Below are 12983 nucleotides of genomic sequence, written 5' to 3' on the forward strand. Positions count from 1 at the left end.
GTGCTTTGAAGTCGCGCTTCCAATTGCTAGAGTTGGGGCCAGTACTTAAGGTGTACGGCCGAGGAGCCTCAGTTTGGCACATTTAATTGTTAGTTCGTCACGTTAGCCGTTAGCGTCCAAGTTACGGTTGTGTTATAGGTTTGGCCCGCTTGGGCGGTGTTGCCAGGAACGGTCAATTGAACTTGGGTGGGTTGCCAGACGTTGGTTGAAAGGTCTTTCCCCACGTTGGCCGTTGCTGGGGCTGCAAAGACGGGTTGTTCGGCGGTTGTGAGATCGACCGCGTAGCTTTTGAGCTGGCCCGTAGCGCGTTCATTATAGGTCTGCCCGGCAGGAATGTGTAACTTCGCGCCGGTGAGTTGGGCGCCACTAGTACTAGTAAAAGGACTGTTCTGGCGGGCGGTGACGGTCCAACCGTGAGTTGCTAACCGATTATCCGAAACTTGGAGCCACTGTTTCGCGACACCGTTGATTGTCTGGGCGGCGTAAGTTTTAGGCTGCATACTTGTTGTGACACTGCCAAAGTTAAATTGGCTGGGCGCGTAGTCTAAACGAAGTTCGCCCGTATTACCGGTCCCAGTGTTTTCGCTCCCACTGGTATTGGTCGTACCAGGGTGCTCGGGCTCAGTTGGTGCTGTCGGGCCGATTGCCGGTGCGACAGTGTATTGGGTAGCGGCGGCAAACGTGGCATCATGATAAGTTGTACTGGTGACCGGATTCTCGTTCCCCGCACTATCTTTCACAAAAATCTGAATGACGTCATTAGCTTTTAATTTGGTGGCTGGCATCGCAAGGGACCAACTCCCATCACTGGCAGCGGTTGCGGTGATGGCATTGCCGTTGCTATCAGCTGCGGAGGTCCCGTTAACCGTGTAACGAAGTGTGTTACCAGCCGTCGTCGTGGAACCGCTGGCAATCGTTTTTTGGTCGGCAACGATTTTTCCATCTTTAACGGTTACCGGCGTCGGTGGCGTCTTATCCTGGACGGTTATGGTGACAGGATCTGAAGTATAGGTGGTCGTTGCTTGAGCTGTCATAGTCGCGCCGGCCGTTGGAAAATGATCTAACGTGAAATTAACGTAACCGCTGCTGTCAGTCGTACCACTTTGCGTTGCGCCTTGATCATCTGTTAACTTGACGGTTGCCGTGCCCGTTCCGGCGTAAATCGGCGTTTGTGTGCCATTCGATTCTGTATAACCGGTGATAACGCGAACGCGGACCTTCTTGTCGGCATTGGTGACGAGCTGGGCGTTCAAGTCACTCGTATACGGTGAGCTGAATTGCACAGTCGGCAGTGAGAGGGTGTTCGCAATTCGGCGCGCAGCCGAGAAGGTGAGTAGTCCCGGTAAGACGCTACCGCTGTTGGTAATCAGGACCCCGTTCTGTTCGATGGCGGTGATCCCTTGATAGGTCACACTGGCGCTCAACAGGTTCAATAAGGACAATGACCACATACTCAGGTTACTGTTCGTGATTTTGAAACTTTTAATGGTCGTCTCGACGATTGACCCCGTTTGAACGAGAATTGCAAAGTTCGTATTTTTAATGTCGTAGGCCTTAGGAGAATCTAGCAAGACGCTCAAACCGGACATGTAGCCACCAAAAATGGGGGCTGAGCCACTACTAGTGATATACAACTCACCACCCGTCACGGTAAACGTACTGTTGTTGCCAAGCGGAATCAACGGGGTAGTGTAGTAGAGCGCATTACTACTAGTTGTGGCTAAGTTCTCAAACGTGACCTTACTGCCAACGTTGGCGGTAAACGTGTTTGCTGTTTCTGCCCGATAGACGTTACCGTACATCTTGGCGGTTAGGATAGCGTTGGTATCCACCGTGACGGCATCATACTGGTCATAGAAAATACCCCGAGTCGCGTCTGATGCGCTACCTAGCAAGTTAACATTAGCAGCGCTACCAATAGTGACTTTACGGTCTCCAGTCCCAACTGTACTAGTTGCCGTGAAGTTGAAGAAAGCTTTGTTGGCGGCACTGTTATTCGCCTTGCGACCGATGTAGGTACTGCTGGCGGCAAAGGTCATTCCACCAGTAATCATGTTTTCAGCGACGGTTGTTGCGGTGACTGCGCCACTGACATTGACTTGATTACCAGGAGCGTTGACGAGGCGGTAAACGTCGCTGGTAGTGATTAAATCGGTCACTGTAATCGTCCAACGAGCTCCACCAGCATTAGCCCCACCATCGGTCCCACTTTGAATGATTCCGGCGGCGCCACCACTACTTGTTCCACTCGCAATTGCGCCACGAATACTACTGAAGTTTTTTACTGTCATTGTCTGGGCCGTGGTTGTGGAACCCAATGTGAAGTTACCGATGCCGAGATCAAGGCTGTGATTTTGCCCGTCGATGGTCAGGCTGGTGGTACGAGTGCCTAATTCTGTAGCACTTGTTGACGTGTGGGTAATGTTGGCCCCCAATTTAATCGTCGTGACGGCGGTATTGGTATACGCTGATTTTAAATCATCGTAAGTTGAGACGGTCGTGCTACCATCTGGATTGACCACGATTGCGGCGGTCGTGATATCATTAGCGGCTTTGGTGGCAGTCGCTTTCGGTGTCCGTTCTACTTCCGAATCAGCCTGCGCTGTGCGACTAGTAGCAGTGTCGTTGTCAGCAGTCGGGTCCGATGTCGCGGTGGTACTAGACGACTGTTCGGACGATTTGCTTGTGGCATTGTTGTCATCACGTTTCGTGGTAGCCGCTTGTGTTGCTGTTGCTGACGAATCGTCAGTGGTCGGGTCTTGACTGGCCGAAGAGGTGCTTTCGGCATCATTGCTGACCTCACGTGCTGATTCAGTGCCGGCTTCTTCAGGAGGTGAGTCGACTGCGGAGCCCGCGGCCACGGTGAAAGTTATTGGTTCAGCGGTCATGGTGTGGGTCGTCGGTTTTTCACTACTGGCGACAGCTGAAGCGGTAGTGGTCGCTAATGCTGGCCCAGTAATCAGTGCTTCCGCGGTCACTTTGTAGGTTTTCGCTTCACTGGCACTCAATACCAAATCGAACGTGGTACTGGCTGTCGGATCAGATGGCGTCAAAGTTAGTTTCCGGTTGTCAGCATCAAAATCCAGCTCAGCGAGGCTCGCTCTGTTGGCTTGCCGGGTTTTAGTTTGGTCAACGGTGAGGGCCTCAGGAATAGCGACCATGACTTGGTGTTCCTGGGAACCTTGTACGGCCAACTGAAGTGTAAAAGGTTGCCCAATCACTAATTCCGTGGGTGGTTCCTCGAATTTGATTGGTGTGGCCGTGGTGGTCGCTGTCGCATAAATGGCACCGCCGTTGACAACGAGTAGACTCATTAAGAGAACGAGTAACCCGAGCCAAGCCGTTATTAATCTTCGTGGTCGTTGCAAATTGCTCACTCCCTTCGGCGTTGCATGAGCCACACGAGCCAACCGGCTAAGACAGCTGTCAACAGACCTAACCAGACTAACAGTTGGCGGGCTTCATTCGTTTGTGGTAGCACTGATTTATCTGGACGTATTGCCGCGGATGATGGTGTCTGAGTCGAAGCCTGTTGATTAGCAGTGGCGATGATGTTGGGCACCGCTAGATATTGATAGGGACGGGGGTGCTGGAAGTTTGTCAGGTCCGTCCCGGCTTGCCAGTCGGTCAATGTCACACTAGTGTCAGTTGGGGTAGCCGCTAGGGCATCGGGACTCCGACAGCCACCAGCGAGGGCTAGTCCAAGGCTTAATGATAGTAAAACTAGCCGCCTGAATTTAGCCATAACGATAACCTCCTTGTTTGAGTACCAAGTTAGAAGATAATCTAAAATTAACTGCTTATTTAGGTTCTGCGATTGTGTCGTTTCATAATTAGATAAACGATTCCGGCGGATAAGCCAGCAATTACAATGACGATTAGGACGTACCACCAGATACTGATGGGGGCGGCCGGGTCATTCTTGGCTTTTTGATTATTTTGACGTGCTTGTTCAGTCGTAATCTTAAAGTCCCGGGACCAATGCCAAGTTTTTTTGGCCCATTTGGAGTCGTTAGTCGTTGCGGTGACGGATAAGGTATAATCACCCGCCCACATGACTTGATCGTCTAAAAAAGTGGGGTAAGTGAAGTTCGAATTGGGGGCCATGATCAAGTTGTCGCTACTGTTCTGATAGAGTACCTTGGAACTGCCTTTTCTCGTGACCTTAGTGGTCAGTTTTAATTGCGAGACCACTGCTGGTTCTGGGTTCCGAATGGTCGCGAGCACGACTTTGCGATAGTTGCGTAATCCGGGAGTGACCGTCCCCAAAGTCAACTTAGGCTGTGCAATTTCTTTGGCCGTCAGTTTAACCGCTAACGCATAACTATATTTTTGGTTAATATTGACGCCCTTGGATGCTTTTTTCGCGCCTTGCCCCATTTTTTCGAAGTACCATGAGCCTAAGATTACACCGGTATCGAATCCTTTGGGAATGTTGATTGTGGCGCTGACGACCCGGTTACTTTTGGCGGGGACCGTGACTTTATCGGAACCGGCTGCCAAAGTCGCAATTTGATCAAAACGATATTTTAAGCTGGCATCGTATCGTTTGGCTGTTTGGGTGTAAGCGATTTGGCCTGAATCATTCGTAAATGTCGTGAGTAGCTGGGTCTTGACCGTAATTGATTGGTCAGTCGGGTTATAGACCCGCGCCTGAATTTTACGAGTGGTGCCCGCCTTGGCCTTAGGGTCGAAAAACGGACTGCTAGCATCGACTTCTTGGCCGGGACTGATTTTGTTAACACTATATTGAACTTCGGCATTGGTAGCGGTGGCCTGGACGCTTGGTGAGGTCCAACTCATGAAAACCAAGCCACCAATTACGCCGAATAAGCACATCAATTTTTTCATGATTACCTCCTAGTTAGTGGTAGCGGCGACTAACGTCCAAACTAAGTTGTTCGTGTAGTTACCGACTTGGGCTGTCAGCTTGGGGATTGAAAGGGTCACGGCACCCGCGTTCCAAGTGTTTGTGGAAGTGGCTTTACCAACACCCGCCCGGTTGGGGGCACTGAAAACGACTTGGTCAGCGGTGGTGACGCTTACACTGGGGGCAACAACTAAATTGGAATCGGCTACTGAGGCGGGCTCGTTTAGCGAATTACGCGCAGTTCCTTGGGGTAGGTGAATCACCGCACCAGTCAGCACGTGATTATTACTAGCGTTAGTTAACGTCCGGTCTTGCTTAACGTTGACTTGCCAGCCGTTGGCAGTGGTGCGTTTGTCCGAGACTTGTAGATATTGATTGTAGTTGCCAATTGCAGTGTAAGTTTTGGCTGCGTTGGACGTAGTGACGGTACCAAAGTCGATAGTTTTTGGGGCTACATCGAGGGTCAATGTTCCGGTATTGTTAGTTGCCGGATTATTCGGATCGGTGGTTGTCAACGGGACGTTGGGACTAGTGGGATCAACTGGGGCCGTGGCACTAGTATCATCTTGAAAAGTCACGGTACCATTAGTCGTTGCCCCGAGAGCCGTCAAACTGGTTGCCATTAACCCTAAAATCGCTAACCCCGTACTAAGACAAAAGCGGTTAAACATGGCAATCCCTCCTTATGGTTAGCTAGGGGTAGCAGCGGTCAAGGTCCATGTCAAAGTGTTGCTGTAGGCTCCTGGTTTGGCCGTGTTTTTGGGAATCGTCAAAGTGACATCACTTGGATCCCAAACTTTAACCGAAGTGCCTTTACCAGCGCCGGTAGTGGCCGTTGTATTAAAAACGGTCACGGCACCACTCGTATTGGTAACATCGGCAGCTGTAGTCGTCAGGTTGGTATCGACCGCCGTAGGGTCAGTTGCCAGACTATTACGTGCAATCCCGGCTGGTACGTGGATGGTGGTACCGGTCAAAACATGCGGTGAACTTCCACTAGTTTCGGTTAAATCTTGATCTTGCTCGACGGTTACGGTCCAACCCTGTTCATCGGTCCCACGGTTATCGGTGACCTGTAAATATTGTTGCCCATTAGTGGTCGTCGTGGCCTTATAAGTGTGTTCGGCGGCATAAGTTTGAACGGAGCCGAAGTCGAAAGTTCGAGGAGCCACGTCTAATGTTAGAGCACCAGTATTACCAGTAGCTGGATTGTCTGGATCTTCTGGAACTTGTGGATTGGCCGGGTTAGTGGGATCTACTGGGATAGTTGGTCCAGTATTTTCTGTCAATTCCAAATTAGTAGTTGTGTTCGCAGTTGAATCGGCGGTTGCCATGACGGCGGGCATTCCTAGTAAGCTTAACAACATGGTCGCGGTAAGCACTGTTTTTTTCATGATGGATCGCTCCTTTTTGGTTGTCCGTGCCTGCGGTGATCAACAAATGTTTGGTAACGATAATCAACTCCTGGCCAGAAGATTGTCTTGCGTTTATCGTTGCTATAAGGCTAGCATAATCTATTAGGTTGCGGCTATTTTTATGCATATATTTAATGATTAGCAATTAGTCTTAGCTTATTATGTTCCGAGGGGGTTCTGAATTTATTGTGATAGCACTGATATTTGCGCCAATGCTGGCGATAGGGGATAATAAAATCATAAATTTTTATTGATGACTTTGAATAATTAGACTGACTAGCGAAGTGTGCGTGAAATGATTAATCATAATTAACTTGTCAGCTGATTGATCTGCTAAATAGAGACGTATATTTCTAGCGCAATAATAATTCATGCTTGACGCGCTAGACTTAGTACGACGCAAAAAAAGCCACCCTGACATGTTAAACGTCAGGGTGGCTTAATTAATTTAATTAGTTAGAGCTTGATGAAGATGAGGTTGAAAGGTATGACGATAAGATATCCTTCAAATCGTTATCCTTGATTGAAACGTTCCCACCCTTAAGCACTTTAGAAACAACGTTTTGTAAGACAGTGGAGTCGCTCATATCATTGTCCCAAATTTGTTTCTTCAAATCAGCGGTGTGATCAGACATCTTACCCTTACCAGGGTTCTTGATCATCCGGATGATTTCATAACCGTTGCTGGTCTTAACAGCGGAAGTCGTGTATTCACCGTTCTTCAGCTTGAAAGCAGCCGTTAAGAATTTAGATGAGTAGCTCGTGTTAGTGTTATCAAAGGCTGATAACTTACCACCATCATTCTTAGTCGTTGTATCAGTTGAATACTTCTTGGCTAACTTCGTAAAGTTGGCTTGGCTAGAATCCTTCTTCAAAGCGTCTAAGACTTTGTCAGCAGTTGCTGATTTGGCAACTAGGATATGTTGAACCGTGACTTTAGGTTCGTAAGACTTCCATTGCTTCTTCAAAGCTTTATCAGTAATCTTGACCTTGTCTTTAACGGCTTCCTTCAATAATAAGTTAGAACGTAATTGTTCCTTGAAGGTCTTGGTCGTCAAACCATTTTGCGATAAGACGGTTGAGAAAGAACTACCATATTGTGACTTGTAAGTATTATATTGCTTCGTCACTTGCTTAGTCGAAACTTTTGAGCCGTAATCCTTTTCGAGCACCTTATTCAGGATCATTTGTTGCAAGACTTGCTTACCTGAAGAGGTTCCCTTCATACTACTGTAATATTGGCTTTCGGTAATCTTACCACCGGAAGTTGATGCAACGGTCTTGCTACCACAACCAGCTAAGGTGAAGGTTAGTAAGACACCAGCAAGGGCAATGAGCCATTTCTTCATTCCTAAAACACATCCTATTCTTGAAATCGTTCTGCGTTAGCAGACTTCAACGACTACTATACCATATCTATTAAAGCTTCTGCATGCATATGGAAATCTTTACAAAATTTTCAGAGATTTCACAGCCTCTTCATAAATTCTACCTAATGCGTCAGTGAATTTAAACGAAATCAGCTTGTTAAGATAGCAAACAAAAGAATCGTGGGCCTAATGCGACCTCACGATTACTTGCTCAGTCGGTTGTCTTGGTTAAATGGTCTAAAGTGTCTTGTAAGTGATCCGCACGTTTTTTCATGATGGTTACGTGGGGTTCAATCTTAAATTGAAATTTATCCAATTCAGTCTGAATGTCATCAAAAACTTCCGCAGCGTGGGCCATTTGAACACTGAGATTGCTCTGGGCATCGCTAAACTCTTCACGTGCGTCTTGTAAGTTATCAGCAGCATCTAAAACGTCTTGCACGTAACTTTTGATGTCTGTGTAGAGCGCTTTAGGTGTTTTCTGATTGATCAACATGTAGGTAGCAGCACTGAGACCCAGACCGATCAGGCTGTTACGAATAAACTTTGCCATGGGAGACCTCCTAATTAGCTAATTCAGTTTTAATGGCGTTCTGTAAGCGAGTGTAGTCGGTTTCGTCATATTTTTTGGCGTTGTCCTTAAAGATCATCCGAAAATCATCTTTATCGCTGTAGCGGGGGATGAGGTGAAAATGGGAGTGGAAGACGGACTGATAAGCGACCGCACCATTATTGTTAACGATATTCATGCCAATGATATTCTCGTCAGTTGCTTTGATAGCGCGGGCGATTTCAGGAATCCGCGCAAACACGATGCTGGCAAGATCACGATCGTAACCGAAAATATCGGCAACGTGCGTCTTCGGTACGACTAAGGTGTGACCAGGAGTACCTTGCGAGATGTCAAGAAAGGCTTTGACCATGTCGTCTTCATAAACGGTATAGCTCGGAATATCGCCCTTAATTATTTTACAAAAGATACAATCGTCATCGAGTTTTGGTTCAAAAGCTGTCATGTGATAACCTTCTTTATTTATTAGTTGGGTTCATTATACACTATCGATGTTGCGGCAATCAAAACTAGGTAGCTTGATTGACGACAAATTACTGAAGTTTCGGTAAAGTCGGGGATCAATGAGCCAACCAAATAGAGGGTGTCGTGATGGCTATGCTATAATGGGAGCACTTATACCAACACAGAAAGAGGTTAACGTTATGACATTAGCGGTACAACACTTAGTTGGTGGGTATTCGCAAATTCCCGTCTTAAAAGATATTAGTTTTCAAGTTGAGCCCGGTGAATTAGTGGGCTTGATCGGACTTAACGGGGCCGGTAAGTCAACGACCATTAATCATATTATCGGTTTGTTGACGCCCATGAAAGGATCAATTGCGCTCAATGGCGTGACATTAGCACAAGATCCTCAAAGCTATAAAAGCCAAATTGCGTACATTCCAGAAACACCTATCTTATATGAAGAGTTAACATTAAAAGAACATCTAGAAATGACGATGCTGGCGTATGGTTTAGACCAAGAACAGGCTTGGCAACGGGCTCATGACTTATTGAAAACTTTCCGATTGGCTAACAAGTTGGATTGGTTCCCCGCGAACTTCTCAAAGGGAATGAAACAGAAAGTCATGATTGTTTGTGCGTTCATCACTAACGCTAAGTTGTTCATTATTGATGAGCCTTTCTTAGGACTGGATCCTTTGGCGGTGCACGACTTGTTGGCATTGATTGCGACAGTCAAAGCACAGGGAGCCGCTGTCCTTATGTCGACGCACGTTTTGGACACGGCTGAAAAAGCTTGTGATAAGTTTGTATTATTGCATGCTGGTGAAGTACAGACACAGGGGACTTTTGCTGAAATCAAAGCGAATTATCCGGATGCGGGTGAGTCGTTAAACGATATTTATCTTTCATTGACCGGGGTGACCCGTGATGAATGAGTTATTTCAAACGCGGTTGCAGCGGCATCTGCGTCGGATGTTGCGCTACCTAAGATTGGTGTTCAATGATCACTTTGTCATTGCATTGATGTTTTTTGTCGGCGGACTCGGGCTGGCTTACTCCAATTGGCTCAAGACGCTTGGCCCTCAGCAGACGTGGATCGTCTGGGTGCTCGGTCTCTTATTATGGGCGGGCCTAAGTGTCAGTCATATCGCAACGTTATTAGAACCGGCCGATACCGTTTTCCTGTTACCACGTGAACGGGATATGCATGCGTACTTCGTGAAAGCGTGGCGCTACAGTTGGTGGTTGGCGCAAGCAGTCCAAGTGATTTTTGTTGGCTTGACCGTGCCGTTGCTCATGATCGTTGATCAGATGACGGGCTGGTCGTTGCTGGCGTTACTCATCACCCAGTTGGCGTTAAAGGATGCCCAGTTAACGCTGAGCGTGACGCATCTCTATCAAGTGAAGCCAAGCATGAAGCGGTGGTTGCGCCCCCTGAACTGGGCCGGCGCGTTCGTCACGTTGGCAGTGGGACTATTAGTGACGCCGTGGTTGAGTGCCGCAATGGCCATCGCGATTGCGGTGGGACAACGTTATTTGCACCAACGAATTTGGTCGACCACGGTGATTGCTTGGCGTGACGACATCAAAGCCGAAGCCAACCGTATGTTAGGGATTTATCGATTCTTTAATTTATTTACGGATGTACCAATGGTGCAAGGCAGTGTCAAACGTCGTCGGTACCTGGATTGGTTACTACGGTGGTTACCTAAGGACCAGCAGCATGCGTTTGGCTACCTATATACACGTGGCATGTTGCGCGGCACGGAATTTAGCGGGTTAGTGGTTCGTTTGACAGTTATTGGTGCGGTGCTACTGTACTTTAGTGGGCACGGTTGGTTAGCGATGGCGTTGGACGCCTTATTTATTTACTTGATTGGGTTTCAATTGTTGCCGTTTTACAAGCAATACGATAATATAGTTTTTACGCACATTTATCCGCTGGCAACTAAACAGCGGTTGAAAAACTTTCAGCGGTTATTGCGAAACGTGTTAAGTTTGACGGGATTAATCTTTTTAGTTGCGTTCTGGTTAAGCAACGCACCGTTAGCTCAAGTTGGGATTTTGCTCATCATTAACGTGATTGAAATCTATCTCTTAGTTACTTGGTATTTAAAATTAAGATTAGCTTAAAACCTTGATGTATCAAGGGTTAAAAAGGACTTGACGGATTCAACTTTCGTCTATAAAATGTGATTGTTAAGTCAAATAATAATGAGTCATTAAATAAATTTTGAGAGGAGTGGGGCTGATGGATTTCGAACTTGATGATGGCTGGGACGTTTACCCGATCTATGGGAATACGAATAAAGCTTTCATGGGCAAAAAAAATCACCAACGATTGTTCTTAAAGCGAAACGCCTCGCCGTTCCTAGCGGCGCTGTCGATGGAAGAAATTACCCCGCGATTAATCTGGACGAAGCGTATCTCAAGCGGGGATACGCTGACAGCCCAAGAGTGGTTGAATGGTCAAACTTTAACGAAGCAACAAATGCGGCTGCCTGAAGTGGCGCATTTATTGGCACGTGTGCACAATTCCGAGTTGCTTCACCGGATGTTAAGAAAAGTCGGTGGTCAGAGTGTCCGCCCACAAGACTTTATTCAGCAATACTTACAAGATTTACCAGATGATTTACGGCACCATCCGTTAATGGCCCGGGTTCTGGATGAATTAAGAGGAACCGCACCCACTTTACCGGCCACTGATTATCGCGTTTGTCACGGTGATCTTAACCACAAGAACTGGTTACTATCTGATCGCCAACAACTGTACTTGGTTGACTGGGATTCCGCACGATTTGCGGATCCGGCGTCAGATATTAGTATGCTACTATGCGAATATGTCCCGTTAAGTGATTGGCAACAGTGGCTTAGTGAATACGGTGAGACTATGACGACCGCCTTACGGACGCGAGTGGTCTGGTATGCTAAGATCAATTTACTATTGAATATCAAAGATAATTATTATCGGAATCAGTACCATCAGATGAACCATGAAATTATCTTTTTAGAAGAATTATCGCAGTACGAAGTGTAACGACGAGCAACAAAATCGCCGCGAGTCCCAGATGGAATTCGCGGCGATTTTGTTGAGTAAGCAAATGAAGAAGGAGTCAATCAAGATGCGTGTCAGAAATAAACCGTGGGCGCCAAAGTTAATTGCCGCCCATCCCGAACTTATTACCGAAGATCCAACTCAGCTAAAAGGCCGCTGGCAAAGCCGTTTTGCCAAACCCCAGCCACTCCAGATTGAAGTGGGGAGTGGAAAGGGCCAGTTCATCATTGAAATGGCTAAGCGTCATCCTGAGATAAATTACGTTGCCATTGAAATTCAGACCTCGGTGATTGCGATTATTTTGAAAAAGCTAGTCGAGGCCCCGTTGCCTAACCTGCAATTGGCACATGCGGACGGTCAAGCGGTGACTGCCTTTTTCGAACCCCATGAAGTTGATCGCTTATATCTGAACTTCTCTGATCCGTGGCCGAAGTCGCGTCATGAAAAGCGGCGTTTGACCTACAAGTCGTTTTTGAGCAGTTACCGGGAAGTCTTAAAACCCAACGGTCAGATCGAATTTAAGACTGATAACCGGGGGCTATTCGAATTTTCATTAACGAGCATGAATAACTTTGGGATGCAATTTGAACAAGTTTGGTTAGACTTGCATGCAGTTGCCACACCTGAGGATAACGTCGAGACTGAATATGAACAGAAGTTCAGTGCGGCGGGCCCAATTTATAAGATTATTGCAACTTTCCCAGCAAAATAGACTGAATGAGAACAGCGAAACGCGTCGGCGATCGCTGTTTTTTAATTGAGTGTAATTGTCGGAAACATCAAAAATGAGCTTCCAGAATTTTAATTCCAGAAGCTCATTTTTGATTTTTGATGCGGATAGTCAATTGTGAGTTATTAAAGCCGGTAAATGTCTAAAATACTACCAGTATTGGCATCGGCCAAAAACTCGTACTGTACCAGCTGACCATCTTCATAGCGGGTAATGCCGCCATAGTAGACATCCGTGCGCAATGCGAACTTTTGTAATGGGGATTTTTTCATTTCAATCCACGAGCCTTCAATCGGTGCTTCCTTCAAAAACGCGCGCTTGACTTGGCTAAGAATTTGGTTAGGGGTGGGGCGGCGCAACCGCTTGAACAGGCCGCCAACGGAAAAGCCCCCGGCGATACCAGCCATCCCAACCGCTAACAAGCCGCCATATTGTAATTGTTTATTCATGATGTTGCGTCTCCTTTCAGCTAACTTGACTAGGAAATGTTTTATTTAAATTTAGTATACCAATGATTGACGAGAA

At 47.0% G+C, this 12983-nt stretch carries 13 protein-coding genes; 4 read left to right on the forward strand and 9 right to left on the reverse strand.

Annotation, left to right across the window (positions count from 1 at the left end):
* Positions 1 to 89: 89 nt before the first annotated feature.
* From E5260_RS06345 to E5260_RS06380, 8 genes are all read right to left on the reverse strand, one after another.
* Complete coding sequence (locus E5260_RS06345; RefSeq protein ID WP_003640244.1) at positions 90 to 3368, reverse strand: WxL domain-containing protein; 3279 nt, start codon at positions 3366 to 3368, stop codon at positions 90 to 92.
* A gap of 5 nt (positions 3369 to 3373) precedes the next feature.
* Positions 3374 to 3745: an LPXTG cell wall anchor domain-containing protein gene (locus tag E5260_RS06350; protein WP_003640245.1), complete on the reverse strand. Its 372-nt coding sequence runs from the start codon at positions 3743 to 3745 to the stop codon at positions 3374 to 3376.
* Between the two features lie 59 nt (positions 3746 to 3804).
* Complete coding sequence (locus E5260_RS06355; RefSeq protein ID WP_003640246.1) at positions 3805 to 4851, reverse strand: DUF916 and DUF3324 domain-containing protein; 1047 nt, start codon at positions 4849 to 4851, stop codon at positions 3805 to 3807.
* A gap of 9 nt (positions 4852 to 4860) precedes the next feature.
* Positions 4861 to 5541, reverse strand: a complete 681-nt coding sequence (locus E5260_RS06360; protein ID WP_003640247.1) for a WxL domain-containing protein — start codon at positions 5539 to 5541, stop codon at positions 4861 to 4863.
* 18 nt (positions 5542 to 5559) lie between these two features.
* Positions 5560 to 6264, reverse strand: coding sequence for a WxL domain-containing protein (locus tag E5260_RS06365; RefSeq protein WP_003640248.1), 705 nt, complete (start codon positions 6262 to 6264; stop codon positions 5560 to 5562).
* A gap of 473 nt (positions 6265 to 6737) precedes the next feature.
* Complete coding sequence (locus tag E5260_RS06370; RefSeq protein ID WP_003640249.1) at positions 6738 to 7634, reverse strand: peptidylprolyl isomerase PrsA; 897 nt, start codon at positions 7632 to 7634, stop codon at positions 6738 to 6740.
* 232 nt (positions 7635 to 7866) lie between these two features.
* Positions 7867 to 8208 carry a YtxH domain-containing protein gene (locus E5260_RS06375; RefSeq protein ID WP_003640250.1) on the reverse strand — a complete coding sequence of 114 codons (342 nt, stop codon included), beginning with the start codon at positions 8206 to 8208 and terminating at the stop codon, positions 7867 to 7869.
* 10 nt (positions 8209 to 8218) lie between these two features.
* On the reverse strand, positions 8219 to 8671 hold the full coding sequence (locus E5260_RS06380) for an HIT family protein (RefSeq protein ID WP_003640251.1): 453 nt from the start codon (positions 8669 to 8671) through the stop codon (positions 8219 to 8221).
* 199 nt (positions 8672 to 8870) lie between these two features.
* Here E5260_RS06380 and E5260_RS06385 point away from each other — a divergent pair, with 199 nt between their 5' ends.
* From E5260_RS06385 to trmB, 4 genes are all read left to right on the forward strand, one after another.
* A complete protein-coding gene (locus tag E5260_RS06385; RefSeq protein WP_003644277.1) occupies positions 8871 to 9608 on the forward strand; it encodes an ABC transporter ATP-binding protein in 738 nt (245 codons plus the stop codon).
* On the forward strand, positions 9601 to 10806 hold the full coding sequence (locus E5260_RS06390; RefSeq protein ID WP_003640253.1) for an ABC transporter permease: 1206 nt from the start codon (positions 9601 to 9603) through the stop codon (positions 10804 to 10806). The genes E5260_RS06385 and E5260_RS06390 overlap by 8 nt, the downstream gene beginning before the upstream one ends.
* 118 nt (positions 10807 to 10924) lie before the next feature.
* Positions 10925 to 11710 (forward strand): phosphotransferase family protein, encoded by a 786-nt coding sequence (locus E5260_RS06395; RefSeq protein ID WP_003640254.1) that lies wholly within the window; start codon positions 10925 to 10927, stop codon positions 11708 to 11710.
* 85 nt (positions 11711 to 11795) lie between these two features.
* Positions 11796 to 12440: a tRNA (guanosine(46)-N7)-methyltransferase TrmB gene (gene trmB / locus E5260_RS06400; RefSeq protein WP_003644279.1), complete on the forward strand. Its 645-nt coding sequence runs from the start codon at positions 11796 to 11798 to the stop codon at positions 12438 to 12440.
* Between the two features lie 143 nt (positions 12441 to 12583).
* Here trmB and E5260_RS06405 read toward each other — a convergent pair whose 3' ends face one another.
* Positions 12584 to 12907: a PepSY domain-containing protein gene (locus E5260_RS06405; RefSeq protein ID WP_003640256.1), complete on the reverse strand. Its 324-nt coding sequence runs from the start codon at positions 12905 to 12907 to the stop codon at positions 12584 to 12586.
* Positions 12908 to 12983: the final 76 nt, after the last annotated feature.

Source organism: Lactiplantibacillus plantarum (genome assembly GCF_014131735.1).
Taxonomy (GTDB): Bacteria; Bacillota; Bacilli; order Lactobacillales; family Lactobacillaceae; genus Lactiplantibacillus; species Lactiplantibacillus plantarum.